The following is an 18515-nucleotide window of genomic DNA, read 5'->3' on the forward strand; positions in this document are numbered from 1 at the left end:
TTAGGGATAGGTCATGAAAAACGTGTTTAAAAAGGTCGGTGCCTTTGTGTGCCAGACCTGGGTGTGGACGCTGTTACTGCTGCTGTCGATTGCCCTGCTGGTGTGGTGGGTGGGGCCGCTGTTGGCGGTCAATGAGCATAAATTCTGGGCGGACGCCACGGCGCGGCTGTTGACCATCAGTACGCTGTGCCTGATCTGGGGCCTGACCATGGTCTTTGTCAGTTGGCGGGCCGGGGTGCGTAAAAAAGAGGCCGAAGACAACGACGTCGGCCAAGAGCGCGAGCGCCGGGAAGCGCTGATCAATGCCAGCCATAAAGAACTGCGCGCACGCTTCAAAGACGCGTTGCGCACACTCAAAACCTCCAGCGTGTACCGAGGTCGCAGCGAGCGCTGGCGCGATGAACTGCCTTGGTACGTGCTGATCGGCCCCAGGGGCAGCGGCAAAACCAGCTTGCTGGATTTTTCGGGGCTGGATTTTCCGCTCAATAAAATTGATCGCAAGCTCACTCGCGACACCAGCGGCACCCGTGATTGCGATTGGTATTTTGCTGAAAACGGCGTGTTGATCGACACCGCCGGGCGCTTCCTTACCCAAGACGCCACCCACGCCGATGCCAACGGCTGGCGCACCTTGCTCGACCTGTTGCGCAAGCGCCGACGCGAGCGCCCGCTCAATGGCGTGCTGGTGACCTTGCCGGTTGATGCACTGTTTTCTACCGATGAAACCCGTTTGTCTGACCTGGCCGAACAGGTTCGCCTGCGTCTGCAAGAACTGCATCAAACCTTGCACATCGAGGTGCCGGTGTATCTGGTGCTGAGCCAGGCCGACAAACTCATGGGCTTCACCGAGTTCTTCGAGCAACTGAGCCGCGAAGAGAGCGATCAGGTGTTTGGTGCCAGCTTTGGCGAAGGGCAGAGCGGTGCCGATGTGGCCTTGCTGCGCGCCGAGTTCGAAGCGTTGTTGGGACGTCTCAACAGCCAGGTCATCACGCGCATGCACCAAGAGCGCGACAGTCTGCGACGCGGACGCATTCTCGATTTCCCGCATCAACTGGGCAGCATTGGCGAGCGGTTGTGCCTGTTTGTCGACATGGCGTTCACCGGCAATCGTTACCAGCGTGCCAGCCCGCTGCGTGGCTTTTACCTGACCAGCTCGCCTCACGTGAAACAAAAACTGAACCCGACCACCGCCGATGTCGGTGCCCGCCTGGACATGAAAGCCCAGGTGCTGCCGACCTTGCACAGTGGCCGCTCGCACTTTGTTCATCACCTGTTAAGCCGGGTTATTTTCCCCGAGGCAGAACTGGCGGGGCTGGATAAACGCGAGCGTCGGCGCCTGCACTGGGGTCAGCGCGGCATGTACGTAGGCGCGCTGGCGGTACTCGGTGGCGTAGGTCTACTGTGGACAGCGAGCTTTTCGGCCAACCATGAGCGGCTGGACACACTGCGTGAACTGGCCCAGCAATCAAACCGGCAGCGCTCACTGTTGAGCCCGCGTGATGATGCCCGGGCCATTCTTGGCACGCTCGACACGCAATACGCCGCGACGCAGGTGTTCCCGTCGCTGATTGACGTGTCGCTGCATGAACGCACGGGTTTGTATCAGGGCGGCGTCAGTCACCCGGTGGTGATCCAGGCCTATGAGCGCGAGCTTCAGGCGCAATTGCTGCCCCGTGTGGCTCAGCAACTTGAAAGTCAGATCCGCGCTAGCCTCAACAACCGCGACCGCCTGCTCAACAGCGTGCGCGCGTACCTCATGCTGGGCACGCCCGAACGTCGCGACAATGCCTGGCTCAAAGCGTGGGTGGCTACCGACTGGTCAGCGCGCTACCCCGGCAATAGCGCCGTGCAGAATGGGCTCAACCAGCACTTTGGTCGATTGCTCGGCCTCACGCTGAACTACCCGCTCAACGACACTTTGATCGCCCAGGCACGTCAGGCCTTGCGCAGTGAGTCGCTGGCCTCAGTGGTGTATCGCATGTTGCGCGAGCAGGCGCACACCTTGGCGCCTTACAGCTTTGATCAGCATCTGGGGCCGCAAGGCAGCGTGTTCAGCGGCGCGGGTTATGTGATCCCGGGGTTCTACACCCAACAAGGCTACAAGCAGTATTTCTCGGTGCAGGGCGCGACGCTGGTCAGTGACATCCTGCGTGACAACTGGGTACTGGGTGAGGGCAACACCCTCAGCGCCATGGACCTGCGCAAGCTGATGGTCGAACTTGAGCAACTGTACTTTCGCGATTACGCCACGCACTGGAGCGAAGCGGTCGGGCAGTTGGCGCTACAGCCTTTCAACACCGCCCGTGAAGGCGCCGAGCAGTTTGCCGGGCTGACCTCGGCCAACTCTGCGGTGCTGCACTTGTTGCTCCAAGTGCGAGAAAACACGCGCTTCCCAAGTGTGGCCGAGGCCCTTGAAACCCTGCCGGAGGCCGCCGAAAAAGCCACTCAAGCCCTGGACGCTGTAGCGGCAAACGTACCGGATACCGCCAAAAAAGCCTTGCAGCGCCGCTTCGAGCCTTTGCACCGTTTGCTGGATGAAAACGACGGCCCGGCCGCAGACCTCATTCCTGCCTTGCAGGGGCTTAACGACGTGCAGCTGCAACTGGCCGGCCTGGCCCGTGCCAGCACACCGGACCAGGCCGCCTTCGACATGGCCGCGTCGCGCATGACCGGCCAGCGCGATGCCCTGAGCCAACTGCGTCAGGCGTCGCAACGCTTGCCGAGCCCGCTCAACGGGTGGTTTAACGGGGTGACTGAGCACACCTGGCGTCTGGTGCTCAGCGACACGTATCAATTTATCAACCAGCGTTATCAGCGCGAGTTGTACGGCTTCTACGTGCGGGCGATCAAACAGCGTTATCCGTTTAACGCCCATAGCCACAGCGACGTGGCCCTGAATGACTTCCGCGAGTTCTTCCGTGGGCAAGGCATCAGTGATCGCTTCTTCGACACCTACATGCGGCCTTTTGTTAGCGGTGAAGCGGGTAATTACCGTCTGCGCAGCATGGACGGGCAAGGCTTGCCGATGGCCAGAACCTACCTGGATCAAATGGCCGCGGTGCACGTCATTCGTCAAAGCTTCTTTGCGCAAAACCCGGCAGAGCCGCAGGTGCAGTTCACCCTCGAACCCTACAACCTGGACTCCAGCGTCAGCCGCTCCGAGTTTCGCTTTGGCAATCAGTCCATCGAATACCGGCATGGTCCGATCGTTCCGGTGACCTTGCAGTGGCCCACCGAAGCCGAAAACGGCCGCACCAGCCTGGTCATGGAAAAAACCGTCGGGCGCCCGGTGGGCATTGAAAAAAGCACCGGGCCCTGGTCGTTGTTCCGCTTGCTGGACCTGATGCAAACCGACTACCTGAGCGGGCGCGATGTGATGGTGCTCAAGGCCGATGTGGGCGGGTTACGCGCCAACTACCTGTTGATGAGCCAGCGCACACCCAACCCGTTTGATATGGACGTGCTGCGCAGCTTCCGTCTGACCGAGCAGCTGTGATGGCGCCAGCACTGCCATGGCGCAGCGCGGCGTGCACTGATCAGGGCAAGGTCCGTGAGCGCAATGAAGACGCTATTCTCGATTGCCCACAGCAAGGGCTGTGGGCCGTGGCCGATGGCATGGGCGGCCATCGGGCGGGCGACATCGCCAGCCAGATGATCGTCACCAGCCTGGGGGAACTGACCCAGGTGCAGACCTTCGATCAGCGCCTGGACGCCGTGCGTCAGTGCCTGCACTGGCTCAATCGGCGCATGGGCCAGGAACTCACCGTCAGCGATCAACATGCTGACAACCTGATGGGCAGCACCGTGGTCGCGTTGCTGCTGGAGGGCCAGCGGGGCGCCTGTGTCTGGGCGGGCGACAGCCGTTGCTACCTGTGGCGTGGGCGGCAGTTGTACCAACTGTCGCGGGACCATTCGTTGCAGCAACAACTGATGGATGAACACGCCATGAGCAGCGAGCAGGCGCTCGCCCAACCCGGCGCCCGTGCGCTGACCCGCGCCATTGGCGCCAGCGAGCATTTGAACTTGAGCGTGGTCGAGCTTGAAGTGCTGCCCGACGATGTGTTTTTGCTGTGCAGCGATGGCTTGTACCAGAACCTCAGCCACAGCGAGATGGGCAACGCGCTGAGCCTGATCTCGCCGCAGGTGGCGCTGGCGAGATTGTTTGACGGCGTGCTGCGCGGTGATGCGCGCGACAACATCAGCGCCGTGGTGATCCGCCAATGAGCGCACTGCCAACCGTGCTCGGCGGGCGTTACTGCATCGAGCGCTTGTTGGGCGCGGGTGGCATGGGCACGGTGTATCGGGCGCGTGATCTGCTTCAGGAACAGTTCGGTGACCCGCAGCCTTACGTCGCCCTTAAAGTGCTCAGCGAAGCTTATGAACAGTCACCGGATGCCAGCGCCTTGCTCTTCAATGAGTACGCGCTGATGCGCCATTTGCACCATCCCAACGTGCTGCGTATCTACAGCTTTGACGTCGATACGACGCACCAGCGGGTGTTTATGGTGATGGAATTATTGCGCGGCCCGACCCTGGACCGTTTGTTGTGCGAGCGCCCGTTGGGGTTGGGGTGGTCTGCGTTACAGGAGATCGCCTTGCCGCTGCTCGATGCCGTGGCTCATGCCCATGAGCGCGGCGTGCTGCACGGCGACCTCAAACCGAGCAATGTGTTGCTGAGCGAAGACGGCGTGCGCTTGTTCGACTTTGGCCTTGGCCAGGCGCAGGCCGGAACGCTGGACGGCTTGGCGCCGGTCAGCCGAAGCCGCGTCAACGCCTGGACACCGGGGTATGCCGCGCCTGAAATCCTTGAAGGTGCGGCGTTAACCTGCGTTGCCGACGTGTATGCGCTGGGGTGTTTGCTGTATGAACTGGCCAGCGGCAAACACCCGTTCAACCGACAGCCCGCCAGCCGCACGCGGCTCAAACGCCCAAAAAACCTGCCCCGCCACGCCTGGCACGCCGTGCGCAAAGCCCTGGCATTAGACCCAACCAAACGCACCATAAGCGCCGCCCAACTGCGAACAGCCCTGGCAACCCAACCCGGTTTTTTCGCAAAACTCTTGTAGTCGCTGCCGAGGAACGAAGGCTGCGATACGGTCCCGGACAGCCGCCTGGGGCCGCTGCGCAACCCATCGCAGCCTCATGCTTCGGCAGCGACTACAGGGCTCAACCGGCTGTTGTAGCGATACGGGCCTACCCCAACAAACACAACTTCTGCGCCCTGGTGATCGCTTGGATGCGGCTGGTGACGTGCAATTTGCTGAACAGGTTTTTCAGGTGCCATTTCACGGTCTCTGCCGAGATGTCGAGGCTGCGGGCGATTTCTTTGTTGGCCTGGCCTTGGGCAATCAAACGCAAAATCTGCAACTCACGCTCACTCAAACTCGGCTCGCGGCTGTCGAGGTCTTCGTTGCCAATCCGTGGATCGAGGTTTTCCTGCAGGCCGCGCAGGTATTGCGCAACTTCACCCCGCGCCGTTTTCACCGTGGCTTCAAGCAACACCGGCATGGCGTCACCGGCATCCAGCACACTGCGCCGCAAATATTGCCGACACGCCAGGTTAAGCAGCGGTTGCAAGGTGTTGACGGCGCCCGCCTGATCGCTTGGCCATAACGCACACGCCAGCGCAGCGCGGCTGCGGGCGGCGCGCAACAGTTGGCCCTGACGCTCGTCGTCTTGCAGCAGGGCTTGCCACAGGGTAGCCGCCAGGCTCCAGTTTTTTTGCGCCGCGGCGATATGGCAGTGCGCTTCAGTGCGTGCACGGGTGATCTCGGCATGTGCCCGCTGCGGGTCCAGCGCCTCGAACTGCGCCTGTAACTCCAACGCCTGCGGCAATTGCTCACTCGCCAGGTGAATGCGTATTTCCTCCACCAGCAGCCAGGCTTGCAAACGGGGCCAGCGGCGCAGGGTTGCCAGTTGCTGCGCATGCTCCAGCAGGTAGCGCGCCTGCGTCGGTTCGCCCATCAGCAGCGCCCGGCGGGCCAGGCTGGCGTAGGCGCCAAACAGCGCGTCCAGCGGGGCGTTGGCGTCGATCTGGCTCAAGCGCGGTGTCACCAGCGTTTGCAGCGCTTGCCACTCACCGCGCTCGTACAGCACCTCGCCCAAGAGTGCCGCCAGCGTCGCGCTGCCACTCGATTGCGGGCCGGTGAGGTCTTCAGTCGGGGTCAGCGCCAAGCGGTAATACTGCTCGGCACTGTGTAAATCGGCTTGGCGAAAGTGGCTCAGCCCCAGCACAAAAGCACGGTAAACCGTCACAAAGAGATTGTGCGAGGGTGTGGTCGGGCACGGCATATGGCGCTGCACCGCTTGCGCCTGAGGGAAATGACCCTCGGTCATGTAGCCATAACTGAGGATGTTGCAGATCAGCCCGTCAACCCAGGTATCGCCGCACGGCACCTGCGCCAGCAACGGCTCAACGCGTTCGATGCTTTGGCTGATATTTTCAGCGAAGGCCTCGGTAATAGCGCCGATCACCTGGTATTTGATGGTCAGCCGCGAGCAGGGCTGCGGCGTGTTGAACAGCGGCCGCAAGCTGTCGAGCAAGCCCCTGGAAGCATCGAAATGAAAATGATGGCCCAACGCCCACGCGAGGTTCAGTTGCAGGTCGATGCGCTGCTCGTCCAAGGGCAGGCTGGCGATTTCGGGCATCTGCTGCAACCAGCGCACCAGCGTCTCGACATCGCCTTCTTCGGCCAGCGATTGCGCGCCTTGATGGGCGCAATCGTTGCGGCTGCCCAGTTGGCCAGCGGCCAGCGCATGGCGAATCGCCTCGGCCCAGTACTGGTGTTTGGCCAGCCAGTTGCTGGCGCGCTCATGCAGGTGCACCACGTCAATATCGCTGTGTTGCAAGCGCTCGCTCAGGGTTTCGACAAACAGGGCGTGGTAACGAAACCAGTGGCCCTGGCTGTCCAGCGAAAACAAAAAAAGATTGTGCCGTTCAATCTCGGCCAGCATGTCATCAGCGTCGTCGTGCTCTGTCACGGCATTGCACAGCGACGGCGTCAGGCGTCCGAGGATCGAGGTCTTTAACAAAAATTCTTGTAGGCACAACGGCAGCGGTGCCAGCACCACGTCGTACAGATAACGGCCGATTTGCCGACTGCCCAGGTGCATACGGCTGAGGTTGCGCAAGGGATCGCTGGGGGCCAGTGCGGCCATCTGAATCCCGGTGATCCAGCCTTCTGTCACGCTCAGGACCCGCTGCAACTCGGTCGCGGGGAAGCGCTGGGGGTTGGCGCTGGCCAGATAGCTTTGAGTTTCTTCGACGTTGAAACGCAGGGCGTTGGTGTCGATTTCAAGCAACTGATTGTGCGCCTGCAAACGGCTCAGCGGCAGCGCCGGAACACTGCGGCTGCCCACCAGCAAGTGGAAACAGTCGGGGGCATGCTGCAGCAACTGCTCAAGGTCGCTGACGATGCCGGGATGGTTGAGCAGGTGCAGGTCATCGAGCACCAGATACAAGGCGTTTTGCCGGTGCTGCATCAGGTTGATCAGCTCGCGGATAAACCGGCTGTCGGCCAGCGCGAGGCTCTCGGTCAGGGCTGCCACCGGCTCCAGCGGTTCGCCACTGGCCTGGCTCAGGGCGGCCAGCATATAGCGGCGAAAGGTCTGCGGGGTGTTGTCCTGCTGATCCAGGCTGAGCCACGCCACGCTGTGGCCCTGCTCCAGCAAATGCTGGCGCCATTGCCCCAGCAACGTGGTTTTACCAAACCCGGCGGGCCCGCACACCAGCGCCATGCAGCGCTCTTGCATCAGGCTGACTTTTTCCAACAGGCGTGTCCGTGCCAGCACCGTACGCGCCGAGCGCGGCGGTACCAGTTTGGTGCCGATCAGCGGTAAGCCGTGGTCAAGACCAAAGGCCGTATGGCGCTCGATCGGGTTGGAAAAATTGGCCTGGGTCATTGTTGTTATACATCCCTCTAGCGTTTGGATGACGCCGTCCCTGGGGGGCTCAAGAGTACCCCCCCGGGGGAGTGAGTGGCGCCCCCCCATCCGGGTAGTTATGGCTGCGACTTTAGACTCTTACCGTAAGGGAACGCCATCGTCGATCACTACAAGGTGTTCGATAAACCCAATAAAAAAGCCAAGACAAGAGGGCGAACCCATGTCGCTTAGCAAGTCAGAACTGCTCAAGGCCTACCGCAAAATGCGCGAAATTCGCGTGTTCGAAGAACGCCTCCATCAAGAGAACACAACGGGTGATATCCCCGGTTTTATTCACCTTTACTGCGGTGAAGAGGCCATTGCGGTGGGGGTGTGCGAGAACCTCAAAGACACCGATTACATCGGCTCCACTCACCGTGGTCACGGCCATTGCATTGCAAAAGGTTGTGACATTCACGGGATGATGGCAGAAATTTTTGGCAAGGATTCTGGCCTGTGCCGAGGCAAGGGCGGCTCGATGCACATCGCCGATTTGAGCAAAGGCATGCTCGGCGCCAACGCCATTGTTGGTGGCGCGCCCCCCTTGGCCATCGGCGCGGCTCTGACGGCAAAAACCTTGGGCAACGGCGGCGTGGCCGTGTCGTTCACCGGTGATGGCGGTTCTAACCAGGGCTTGGTGTTCGAAGCCATGAACATGGCCGTGGTTCTGCAACTGCCGGTCATCTTCATGTTTGAAAACAACGGCTTCGGCGAAGCCACCGGCCACGACTATGCGGTGGGTGGGCGCAACATTACCCAGCGCGCGGCAGGTTTCGGCATGCCGGCGGTCAAGGTGGATGGCACGGACTTCTTTGCGGTGTACGAGGCGGTGAGCGAGGCCGTCGAGCGGGCGCGCAACGGTGGCGGCCCCACCGCCATCGAAGCCATTGCCCATCGCTGGTACGGGCACTTTGAAGGTGACCCGATGCTGTATCGCGCAGACGGCGAAGTCGAGCGTCTGCGCCAGGAAAGCGACCCTTTAAAAATCTTCAGTCAACACGTTGCCGGTCAAATTTCCCCAGAAGAACTGCAAGCCATCGACGACGAGGTCACGGCCTTGGTCGATGACGCCGTGGCCAAGGCCCGCGCAGCTGAGTTCCCTGCGGTAGAAAACCTGCTGACCGACGTTTACGTGTCTTACTGAGGAGTTGAACCATGGCAATTCGTACTTATCGTGAAGCGGTCAAAGAAGCCCTGGCTCAAGAAATGGCGCTCGATGATCGTGTGGTGCTGATCGGCGAAGACGTATGCGGCGGTCAGGCCGGTACTGCCGAAGTGGGCAGCAAGGGCGAAGCGTTCGGCGGCGTACTGGGCGTGACCAAAGGCCTGTGGACCGAGTTCGGTTCGTCGCGGGTGATCGACACCCCGATCACCGAGTCGGCGATTATCGGCATGGCGGCGGGCGCAGCAATGACCGGGCTGCGGCCAGTGGCCGAGCTGATGTTCATGGACTTTTTCGGCGTGTGCCACGACATGCTCTACAACCAGGCGGCCAAGTTCCGCTACATGTTCGGCGGCAAGGCCAAAGCGCCGATGGTGGTGCGCGGAATGATCGGCGCGGGCTTCTCGGCCGCGGCGCAACACTCGCAGTCGCCGTACCATATTTTTGCCACCACGCCGGGCCTCAAAGTGGTGGTGCCGTCGACGCCTTACGACGTCAAAGGCTTGTTGATCCAGGCGATCCGCGACGACGACCCGGTGGTGTTCTGTGAACACAAAGCGCTTTACGACATCAAGGGCGAAGTGCCTGAAGAGCCCTACACCATCCCGTTCGGCGTAGCCAACTACACCCGCGAAGGCACCGACGTGACCATCATCGCCCTGGCGGCCATGGTCCACAAAGCCAACCAGGTAGCCGACAAATTGGCCGCCGAAGGCATCTCGGTTGAAGTGGTCGACCCGCGCACCGTATCGCCGCTGGACGAAGACGGCATTCTGGAATCCGTGACCTCCACTGGCCGCGTGGTCATTGTCGATGAGTCGGCGGCGCGCCTGGGCTTTGCCCACGACCTGGCCGCCCTGATCGCCACCAAAGCGTTCTACCAGCTCAAAGCGCCGATCATCATGGTCACGCCGCCCCACACGCCCGTGCCGTTCTCGCCGGTGCTGGAGCAGGCGTGGATCCCGAGTGTCGACCGCATCGAGGCCGCCGTACGTAAAGTGATGGAGGCCTGACCATGAGCGAGATCAAAATCATCGAGGTGCCTAAATGGGGCCTGTCGATGGAAGAGGGCACCCTGAACAACTGGCTGATTGAAGAGGGTGACAGCTTCAAACAGCATCAGGAACTGTGCGACATCGAGACCAGCAAAATCTCCAACGTGCTGGAAGCACCGTTCGACGGCGTGCTGCGGCGCAAAGTGGCGCAGCCGGGGCAAACCTTGCCGGTGGGCGGGTTGCTGGGCGTGGTGGCCGATGCGTCGGTGAGCGATGCCGAGATTGACGCCTTTATCGCCCAGCGGGGCGTGGCTCCAGCCGCTGCGCCAGAGCCGCCACCTGTGGCCGCCACAGCGCCTGCCGCGCCTGCTGCCCCCGCCGTAGCGGCTAAAGCGCCTGCACCTGCACCGGCGGCCAAAACCAGCAATGGCTGGCAAGTACCGCAAACCTTGCTCGGTGCCAGCGCCGAGTCGGTGTTCGCCACCCCGCACGCCACCCGTTTGGCCAAAGAGCTGGGCATCGACTTGAGCCGTGTCACCGGCACCGGCCCCACCGGGCGCATCAGCGTGGCCGACATCGAGCAGGCCGTGAAGGACCACGGCGGCCAGGTCGCCACGCTGCAACCGGTGCAGCGGGCAGACAGCCCTGCGCGTTCGCGGGCCGATGACAGCCAGATCGTGGCAACCCCGTTGGCGCGGCGTCTGGCCGCCAAACTGGGGGTTAACCTCAACGATTGCCGTGTGACGGGTAGCCGTGGCCGGGTCAGCAAGGTCGACGTACTGGAAGCCCACGCAGCGCAAAACCCTGTGGTTGCGGCACCCGCACAAGCGGTTGAGCAGGCCCCGGAGGCCGAAGTGCTGCCCATGAACGGCATGCGCAAAGCCATTGCCGCGCGCCTGCAAGGATCCAAACGCACGGCGCCGCACTTTCGCTTGCAGGCCGATCTGGACCTTGAAGCGCTGCTGGCGCTGCGCAGTGAAATCAATGCCTCGGCCCCGGCGGTCAAACTGTCGGTCAACGACCTGTTGATCAAGGCAGTTGGCCTGGCGCTGGTCAAAGTGCCCGACGTTAACGTGCAGTTCGACGAAGCGCGCCAGGCCGTGCTGCGCTTCAAAGACGCCGATGTGTCGGTGGCGGTGGCGCTGCCCGGTGGCTTGATCACGCCGATCGTGCGTCAGGCCAATCGCAAAAGCCTGTCGAGCATCTCGCTAGAAATGCTCGACCTGGTGACCAAGGCCAAGGCAGGCACACTCAAGCCCGAAGAGTTCCAGGGCGGCACGTTCAGCATCTCCAACCTGGGCATGCTCGGGGTCAGCCAGTTCGACGCCATCATCAACCCGCCCCAAGGCGCGATTCTGGCCATTGGCGCAGGCGAGCAGCGGGTGGTCGCGCACAACGGCCAACCCGCCGTGCGCACGCAAATGACCGTGACCTTGTCGTGTGATCACCGGGTGATTGACGGTGCGCTGGGGGCCCTGTTCCTCAAGGAACTCAAGCGTCTGGTGCAGACCCCCAGCCTGATGATGCTCTAGGAGCCACCATGACCGATAAATACGATGTACTCGTCATCGGCGGTGGCCCCGGCGGTTACGTGGCGGCTATTCGCGCCGCCCAACTGGGCCTGAGCACAGCCTTGGTCGAGCAGCAGCACTTGGGCGGCATCTGCCTGAACTGGGGCTGCATCCCCACCAAAGCCATGCTCAAGGGCGCTGAAGTCGGACACACCTTGAAGCACCTCGACACCTTCGGTTTTAGCGCTGACAACATTCAGTTCGACATTGCCCAACTGGTCGCGCACAGCCGTGGGGTGTCGCGCAAATTGACCGGGGGCATTGCCTACCTGCTGAAGAAAAACGCCGTTAAGGTCATCGACGGGCGTGGCCGCGTCAGCGCCAAGGGCGTGGTCACCGTCAGCAGCGACACCGGCGAGGCGCAGTACCAGGCGCGGCACATCATCCTCGCCACTGGTGCACGGCCAAGGCCGTTGCCGGGGCTGGTGGCCGACGGGCAAAAAGTCTGGAGCTACTTCGACGCCCTCGTGCCCAAGACCGTGCCCGAGTCGCTGCTGGTGATTGGTTCGGGCGCCATCGGCGTCGAGTTCGCCAGCCTGTACAGCGACCTCGGCAGCCAGGTGACGCTGGTCGAAGTGGCCAAGCAGATCATGCCGGTCGAAGACCACGACGTCGCCAGCCTGGTGCAGCGCGAGTTCGAACAACGCGGCATTCGTGTGCTGACCCAAACCAAGGTTAGCGCGGTGCAAGGCGAGGTTGGCGCGCTGCAATGCCGCCTCACCCTCAGCGATGGCAGCGAGCAGACCGTGCACGTGGCGCAAGTGTTGTTGGCGGCGGGCATTCAACCCAATACCGAAGACATGGGCCTGGAAGCGCTGGGCGTGGAGTTCGACAAAGGCTTTATCAAAACTGATGCGTGGTCGCGCACCAGCGTGGCCGGGTTGTATGCCATCGGCGATGTGGCGGGGGCGCCGTGCCTGGCGCATAAGGCCAGCCATGAAGGGGTGATCTGCGTCGAGAAACTGGCGGGCGTAGACGGCGTGCACCCGCTCAACAAAAGCCGCATTCCCGGCTGCACCTATGCCCGGCCCGAAGTCGCCAGCCTGGGGCTTACCGAAGCGACAGCGCGCAGCAAAGGCCACAGCATCAGCGTCGGCCGTTTCGACTATCAGGCCAACGGCAAAGCGCTGGCCATGGGCGAAAGCACCGGCTTTGTGAAAACCATTTTTGACAGTGAAACCGGTGAATTGCTGGGCGCCCACATGGTGGGCCCGCACGTGACCGAACAGATCCAGGGCTTTGGTATCGCCCAGGCGCTGGAGGCCACCGACGCGGAGCTCAGCGAGGTCATCTTTGCCCACCCGACGCTCAGCGAAGCCATGCACGAAGCCGTGCTGGCGGCCAGAGACCGTGCGCTGCATCAATAGACACGCCAGCGGTCTGGGCTATGGTTCAGACCGCTGATCTTGCTAACGGTTGAAAGGAGTCCAACGAATGAAACTCAGTGGAAAAGTTGCATTGATCACCGGCGCGGCACAAGGCATTGGCCGTGGCATCGCCTTGCGTCTGGCCAAAGAAGGCGCCGACATCGCGCTGGTCGACCTCAACCCGGAAAAACTGCGCCACGTGGCCGAAGAGGTCCAGGTGCTGGGCCGCAAAGCCAGCACCTTCGTGGCCGACGTGGGTGACCGCGAACAAGTCTTCCAGGCCGTTGAACATGCCCACAGCACGCTGGGCGGGCTGGACATCGTGGTCAACAACGCGGGCATCTCGCAGGTCAAGCCGCTGCTGGACGTGACCGCCGAAGAAATCGAACGCATCTACCGCATCAACGTGCAGGGCACTTTGTGGGGCATTCAGGCGGCGGCCGAGAAATTCCAGGCGCTTAAACGCACCGGCAAAATCATCAACGCGTGCTCCATCGCGGGCCATGAAGGCTATGCCTTGCTGGGCGTTTACTCCTCCACCAAATTCGCCGTCCGTGCCTTGACCCAAGCGGCGGCCAAAGAACTGGCGGTACACGGCATCACCGTCAACGCCTACTGCCCCGGCGTAGTCGGGACTGACATGTGGGTCGACATCGACAAACGCATGTCCGAAATCACCGGCGCGCCGATTGGCGCCACCTACGATAAATTCGTCAACGGCATCGCTCTGGGCCGTGCCGAAACCCCGGAAGACGTCGCAGCGTTCGTCGCCTACCTGGCCAGCCCGGACGCCGACTACATGACCGGCCAAGCCCCGCTGATCGACGGCGGCTTAGTGTTCCGCTAACCCCACAGGCTGTCACTCGCGATCTTTTAAAAGATCAAAAGATCGCGAGGCAAGCTCGCTCCTACAGAAAAGCCTTTGAAATTAACGCGCCTGCTTAAACCATTCCCCGCCTCACCACCTGCCCTCGCAGCCATGGTGCTCCAAGGCTATAAAATCAGCAGATTTAGCTTGTTTTGATGCTCAAGGGCTACAGCGATGAGCAGATAAGAACTTGTTGGTTTGTATCTCTGGGGCTACATTTAAGCCTGTCATTGCTATTTTTGATGCCCGAGGGCTACAAATGTCTACTCTGTACGATATCGCCGAAATGCTTAAACAAGCCCGCAGCGAAGCTCGATTGAGCCAAGAGGCTTTGGCTCACCGTGCGGGTGTATCGCGCTCGACAGTTGCGCGCATGGAAACCCTGGCCAAGGGCGACATGAGTGTGTCAGCACTTGTTCGGCTACTGGAGGCGGCAGGGTATGACTTGAAGCTGGTTAAGGCCGGGCATATGCGAACCGTTGAAGACATTCTGGCCGAGCAGCGCTCAGGAGTGTCAGGGCCATGATGCGCTTCAGCCAAGGACTCTTAACTGTTCGCTACCTTGGTGCTGCCGGCAACAGATAGGGCTTTGCGTGTACCACCAATCTGTAGGAGCGAGCTTGCCTCGCGATCTTTTGATCTTCAAAACGCGCCTGCTTGCACTCAGGCGCGTGCTGCTTTAGTGCGTCGTTACACCATCCAGCGACTTGTCCACATACGCCTTGGCCAGCTCCACCAGGTGCATGCAGGACAACACCAAACTGCGCGAATGCCCGCTCAAGCCATTCCCCGCCTCACTCGCCGAAGCTCCCGCGCAGCGCAACAAGTCTGACGCCTGGGCCAAAGCCGCTTCTAAATTGACGCTGTCCGGGATGGCATACGTGGCCTGATCCACGTGCCGTGGAGGCTTTTGGTTAAGCAGGTAGTAATCGAGGGCGCGTTCGGTGGCTGCACGGTCTAACGACAATGCCTCGCACTGAGCAGCAGTTTGCGGGGTTAAAGCTGGGGGATCAGGAACAATTTTTTTCATGGGTACAACTCCATGTGGACATAAGGAGCTGTCACCTGTCGCGACTAAACGAATGGGTGGCAGCCATGCGCAGGTTAGTCGACCGGTCACACGGAAACCCGGCGCGCCACGAAGGGCGCCCTGCGCACGGCCACCATAAAACGCAGGCCGAAAAAAAGCGCCTCGCGGAGGTGGCGCCATGCGCCGTGTGACACGTCGGGCGACTAAACCCAACCGCTGATTTGCAGCGATGGGCCGAGACTATTCCCCGAATGGCACAGGCACAAGCGAACGGAAGTTTCTAGGATGTTTCACCGGATTGAAAGGGAAGCGTCGTACGAAATGGCTGATTAGCAACCTCTGTAGTCGCTGCCGCAGGCTGCGATAAGGTTCGCAGGCCCTTCAAAAGCGGTGTCGCTGCGCAACCCATCGCAGCCTTCGTGCCTCGGCAGCGACTACGGGGTTTGTGGGGGCAGTTCAATCTGTAGGAGCGAGCTTGCCTCGCGATCTTTTGATCTTCAAAACGCGCCTGCTTGCACTCAGGCGCGTGCTGCTTTAATGCGTCGTTACACCATCCAGCGACTTGTCCACATACGCCTTGGCCAGCTCCACCAGGTGCATGCAGGACAACACCAAACTGCGCGAATGCCCGCTCAAGCCATTCCCCGCCTCACTCGCCGAAGCGCCCGCGCAGCGCAACAAGTCTGACGCCTGGGCCAAAGCCGCTTCTAAATTGACGCTGTTCGGGATGGCATACGTGGCCTGATCCACGTGCCGTGGAGGCTTATGGTCGTGCAGGTAGTAATCGAGGGCGCGTTCGGTGGCCGCACGGTCTAACGACAATGCCTCGCACTGAGCAGCATCTTGCGGGGTTAAAACTGGGGGATCAGGAACAATTTTTTTCATGGGTACAACTCCGAGGCTTAAATGGAGCTGGCCCTATCGCGACTAAACGAATGGGTGGCAGCCATGCGCAGGTTAGTCGACCGGTGCACTCGGAAACCGGCGCGCCACGAAGGGCGCCCTGCGCACGGCCACCATAAAACGCTGGCCGAAAAAAAGCGCCTCGCGGAGGTGGCGCCTTGCGCCGAGTACATGTCGGGCGACTAAACCCAACCGCTGATTGACAGCGATGGGCCGAGACTATTCCCCGAATGGCACAGGCACAAGCGAACGGAAGTTTCTAGGATGTTTCAGCGGATTGAAAGAGAAGCGTCGTACGAAATGGCTGATTAGCAACCTCTGTAGTCGCTGCCGCAGGCTGCGATAAGGGCCGCAGGCCCTTCAAAAGCGGGTCGCTGCGCACCCCATCGCAGCCTTCGTGCCTCGGCAGCGACTACATGCAGTTCGGCTGTTAAACCGTCAGCGGTTGGGCCGCTTTCACAAACATCTGCGCGGTGGTGATGCAGCATTTTTCGGCTTTTTTGGAGCTGAAGGCTTTGTGGTCCAGGGCCCATTCCAGCCAAAAACCGTCTATCAAGGCGGTGATGGTCAGGGCCGCGCTTTTAGCGTCGATGTGGGTGCCGTTTTCACGGGCGATGTCGTTGAATACCGCTTCGAGTTCTTTGCGGTAGTCGGCGTAGAGCTTTTTGTTCAGCGCCCGCAGTTGCTCCGATGACACCGCCGCCCCCCAGAAGCCCAGCCAGGTGGTGAGGATGAATTCGTTGAAGATCTGCCCCCGGAACGAGGAGCGAATAATCGCCAGCAAGCGGTCTTCGGATGAGCCGTTCTGGTTGGCCAAATATTTGCGGGTTTCTTCGCGTAGCTGGTCGGTCAGCGCCTGGTAGGTCGACAGCATCAGCTCTTCTTTGCTGGAAAAGTGATGGCCGATCAAACCAATGGAAATACCCGCCTGTGCGCAGATACGCTCCAGCGTGCAGCCGCTGTGGCCGTACTGCGTGATGCATTGCATGGTGGCTTCGATGATCGCCTTGCGCCGCAACTCCGGGTCTATGCGGGTTCGGCGCTTTTTGAGCTCAGGCACTGCGGCGTCACCACTCATTCATCCATTCTCCGACACTAAAATCGACGCTTAAAAACAGGGCGCCAATTTAGCAACTTTTTGTCGGGCGAGTGGCAGGAATTAGTCGCGGTGGCGGTTCACGGCCCGTGGCGGGCAGTGAACCGTGTGCACGCGGCGATCAGTGGGCGGGTAAACCGGCTTCGAGGTCCTTGTCCAGATGGTCGATTTGCGACAGTTCCTGCTGGATGTTCTGCGAGCGGCACAGCCACCAGTACACCACGCCCGAAACGACCAGCCCGACGATCATGCTCACGTCCGCACCGTCGAGCAGGGTGGTGACGTAGCCGGTGTACAGGCCGGTGCTGGAGAACGGCAACATGGCCACAAAGCCCGCGACGTAAGCGCCGATGCCTCGCCAGTTCCAGCGCCCGTAAATGCCGTTGGGCTTGAAGATCTCGGTGATCGAGAACTTGCCGTGGCGCACCTTGTAGAAGTCCACCAAATTGATGGCCGTCCACGGGGTGAACAGGTACAGCAGGATTGCCAGGAAGTCACCGAAGTCCTTCACGAAGTTATCCGACGCGGTCATGGCGATGGCGATGGCGGTGCCGCCCACGATCAGCATCGACACGATACGTTTGAGCAACGTCGAGGTCTGGCTTTTAACCGTGTCGGCAATGCTCAGCAGGGTGATCGAGGCGCCGTAAAAGTTCTGTGCCGCGCTGGTGACCAAACTGAGTACGGCCAGAATCAACAGGATCTCGCCAAAGCCGCTGAACAGCGTGTTCCCCAGCATGACCAAGCCCTTGGCCAGGTTCTGCCCAGGGCTCAAAGCGGCAGCCAGGGCGCCGATCAGCATCATCCACACGCCGCCAATCATGGCGCCCATGTAGGTCCACCAGAACGACGATTTGACGCTGATATTGGCCGGCAAGTAGCGCGAGTAGTCCGACACGTAAATCGCCCAGCTCAACTGGTACGCGGCGGCCACAAAGAACTGCGCAAGGAACGGCGTGGCCTTGAAGCCCGACATGCTCAACTGTTCGGCAGGCAGTTTGACGAAGAAAAACAGCCCGATGGTGAACACCACCATCACCGCGATCAGCACAAACGCGAGAAACCGCTGCACCTTGTGGAAGGTGTTGTACCCGGCAATCGCCATGACAATCGCCAGCAGCGAGAAGGCAATGGCCGAGCCGTGTTCCGGTGCGTTGAACAGCTCGTGCAGGGTTTGCCCGACCAGCAACTGGTTGAAGGCGTTGTAGCCCACGTACGTGGCGATGGCCACGACATACACCAGCAGCGCGCCCAGATAGCCGAACTGCGGTCGGGACTGGATCAGTTGTGGCAGGCCCATTTGCGGGCCCTGGGTGGAATGCCCGGCCATGAACAATGTGCCGAATGCGCACCCGAAAAAGATGGCGATGGCCGACCAGAACAGGTTGGCGCCCATGCCCACACCGATGATGCCCACCGCGAGGGTGGTCAGGTGGGCTTCGCCGCAAAACCAGATCGGCCACAAGTGCCAGGCTTTGCCGTGCCGCTCGGCCAGCGGCACATAGTCGATGGAGCGTGTTTCAAGATTGAGCCGTCCTTTGGACGCAGCTTGGGTTGAGTCAGACATCGCGGTGGCACCTTTTTTATTTATTGTGGTTAC

Annotated in this window: 14 protein-coding genes; 9 read left to right on the forward strand and 5 right to left on the reverse strand. The window is 61.0% G+C overall.

The genetic code is table 11. The features are described from left to right. Positions 1-13: 13 nt before the first annotated feature. From tssM to ACJJU9_RS02715, 3 genes are read left to right on the forward strand one after another with little or no spacing between them, the layout of a single operon-like run. Positions 14-3496, forward strand: coding sequence for a type VI secretion system membrane subunit TssM (gene tssM / locus ACJJU9_RS02705; protein WP_407729990.1), 3483 nt, complete (start codon positions 14-16; stop codon positions 3494-3496). Then, positions 3496-4224: a PP2C family protein-serine/threonine phosphatase gene (locus tag ACJJU9_RS02710; RefSeq protein ID WP_407729991.1), complete on the forward strand. Its 729-nt coding sequence runs from the start codon at positions 3496-3498 to the stop codon at positions 4222-4224. Before tssM ends, ACJJU9_RS02710 begins: the two co-directional genes overlap by 1 nt. Beyond that, positions 4221-5066 (forward strand): serine/threonine-protein kinase, encoded by an 846-nt coding sequence (locus ACJJU9_RS02715; protein WP_407729992.1) that lies wholly within the window; start codon positions 4221-4223, stop codon positions 5064-5066. The genes ACJJU9_RS02710 and ACJJU9_RS02715 overlap by 4 nt, the downstream gene beginning before the upstream one ends. A 127-nt stretch (positions 5067-5193) precedes the next feature. Here ACJJU9_RS02715 and ACJJU9_RS02720 read toward each other — a convergent pair whose 3' ends face one another. Beyond that, positions 5194-7902: a LuxR C-terminal-related transcriptional regulator gene (locus ACJJU9_RS02720; protein ID WP_407729993.1), complete on the reverse strand. Its 2709-nt coding sequence runs from the start codon at positions 7900-7902 to the stop codon at positions 5194-5196. Between the two features lie 202 nt (positions 7903-8104). Between ACJJU9_RS02720 and ACJJU9_RS02725 the strand changes: the two genes are divergently transcribed. The 6 genes from ACJJU9_RS02725 (at position 8105) to ACJJU9_RS02750 (ending at position 14412) form a co-directional block, all read left to right on the forward strand. Continuing rightward, positions 8105-9067, forward strand: a complete 963-nt coding sequence (locus tag ACJJU9_RS02725) for a thiamine pyrophosphate-dependent dehydrogenase E1 component subunit alpha (protein ID WP_048389391.1) — start codon at positions 8105-8107, stop codon at positions 9065-9067. A gap of 11 nt (positions 9068-9078) precedes the next feature. Then, entirely contained in the window at positions 9079-10098 is a 1020-nt protein-coding gene (locus ACJJU9_RS02730) for an alpha-ketoacid dehydrogenase subunit beta (protein WP_048367731.1), read from the forward strand. 2 nt (positions 10099-10100) lie between these two features. Then, positions 10101-11612, forward strand: coding sequence for a 2-oxo acid dehydrogenase subunit E2 (locus ACJJU9_RS02735; protein WP_407729994.1), 1512 nt, complete (start codon positions 10101-10103; stop codon positions 11610-11612). Between the two features lie 8 nt (positions 11613-11620). Beyond that, positions 11621-13018, forward strand: coding sequence for a dihydrolipoyl dehydrogenase (gene lpdA / locus ACJJU9_RS02740; protein ID WP_407729995.1), 1398 nt, complete (start codon positions 11621-11623; stop codon positions 13016-13018). Between the two features lie 67 nt (positions 13019-13085). Beyond that, the gene (locus ACJJU9_RS02745; protein WP_407729996.1) at positions 13086-13865 is read left to right on the forward strand and encodes an acetoin reductase; all 780 of its coding nucleotides are present in this window, start codon (positions 13086-13088) and stop codon (positions 13863-13865) included. A 280-nt stretch (positions 13866-14145) separates the two neighbouring features. After that, complete coding sequence (locus ACJJU9_RS02750; RefSeq protein WP_123751672.1) at positions 14146-14412, forward strand: helix-turn-helix domain-containing protein; 267 nt, start codon at positions 14146-14148, stop codon at positions 14410-14412. Positions 14413-14565: 153 nt separating this feature from the next. On the opposite strand, the gene ACJJU9_RS02755 is transcribed toward ACJJU9_RS02750, so the two are convergent. The 4 genes from ACJJU9_RS02755 to ACJJU9_RS02770 all read right to left on the reverse strand — a co-directional run bounded on the left by ACJJU9_RS02755 (position 14566) and on the right by ACJJU9_RS02770 (position 18482). Continuing rightward, positions 14566-14916, reverse strand: coding sequence for a DUF6124 family protein (locus ACJJU9_RS02755; protein WP_048389395.1), 351 nt, complete (start codon positions 14914-14916; stop codon positions 14566-14568). A gap of 534 nt (positions 14917-15450) precedes the next feature. Then, positions 15451-15801, reverse strand: a complete 351-nt coding sequence (locus tag ACJJU9_RS02760; RefSeq protein WP_407729997.1) for a DUF6124 family protein — start codon at positions 15799-15801, stop codon at positions 15451-15453. Positions 15802-16249: 448 nt separating this feature from the next. Then, the gene (gene betI, locus ACJJU9_RS02765; RefSeq protein WP_153332961.1) at positions 16250-16897 is read right to left on the reverse strand and encodes a transcriptional regulator BetI; all 648 of its coding nucleotides are present in this window, start codon (positions 16895-16897) and stop codon (positions 16250-16252) included. A 139-nt stretch (positions 16898-17036) separates the two neighbouring features. Then, a complete protein-coding gene (locus ACJJU9_RS02770) occupies positions 17037-18482 on the reverse strand; it encodes a cytosine permease (protein ID WP_153336521.1) in 1446 nt (481 codons plus the stop codon). Between the last annotated feature and the right edge of the window lie 33 nt (positions 18483-18515).

The organism is Pseudomonas helleri, assembly GCF_045830615.1.
GTDB classification, from domain to species: Bacteria; Pseudomonadota; Gammaproteobacteria; order Pseudomonadales; family Pseudomonadaceae; genus Aquipseudomonas; species Aquipseudomonas helleri.

Coding starts and splice junctions, on each gene's coding strand:
- ACJJU9_RS02720 (WP_407729993.1), bottom strand. CDS start 7,902: ATGACCCAGGCCAATTTTTCCAACCCGATCGAGCGCCATACGGCCTTT.
- ACJJU9_RS02750 (WP_123751672.1), top strand. CDS start 14,146: ATGTCTACTCTGTACGATATCGCCGAAATGCTTAAACAAGCCCGCAGC.
- ACJJU9_RS02745 (WP_407729996.1), top strand. CDS start 13,086: ATGAAACTCAGTGGAAAAGTTGCATTGATCACCGGCGCGGCACAAGGC.
- ACJJU9_RS02755 (WP_048389395.1), bottom strand. CDS start 14,916: ATGAAAAAAATTGTTCCTGATCCCCCAGCTTTAACCCCGCAAACTGCT.
- betI (WP_153332961.1), bottom strand. CDS start 16,897: ATGAGTGGTGACGCCGCAGTGCCTGAGCTCAAAAAGCGCCGAACCCGC.
- ACJJU9_RS02710 (WP_407729991.1), top strand. CDS start 3,496: ATGGCGCCAGCACTGCCATGGCGCAGCGCGGCGTGCACTGATCAGGGC.
- ACJJU9_RS02760 (WP_407729997.1), bottom strand. CDS start 15,801: ATGAAAAAAATTGTTCCTGATCCCCCAGTTTTAACCCCGCAAGATGCT.
- lpdA (WP_407729995.1), top strand. CDS start 11,621: ATGACCGATAAATACGATGTACTCGTCATCGGCGGTGGCCCCGGCGGT.
- ACJJU9_RS02770 (WP_153336521.1), bottom strand. CDS start 18,482: ATGTCTGACTCAACCCAAGCTGCGTCCAAAGGACGGCTCAATCTTGAA.
- ACJJU9_RS02725 (WP_048389391.1), top strand. CDS start 8,105: ATGTCGCTTAGCAAGTCAGAACTGCTCAAGGCCTACCGCAAAATGCGC.
- ACJJU9_RS02730 (WP_048367731.1), top strand. CDS start 9,079: ATGGCAATTCGTACTTATCGTGAAGCGGTCAAAGAAGCCCTGGCTCAA.
- ACJJU9_RS02735 (WP_407729994.1), top strand. CDS start 10,101: ATGAGCGAGATCAAAATCATCGAGGTGCCTAAATGGGGCCTGTCGATG.
- ACJJU9_RS02715 (WP_407729992.1), top strand. CDS start 4,221: ATGAGCGCACTGCCAACCGTGCTCGGCGGGCGTTACTGCATCGAGCGC.
- tssM (WP_407729990.1), top strand. CDS start 14: ATGAAAAACGTGTTTAAAAAGGTCGGTGCCTTTGTGTGCCAGACCTGG.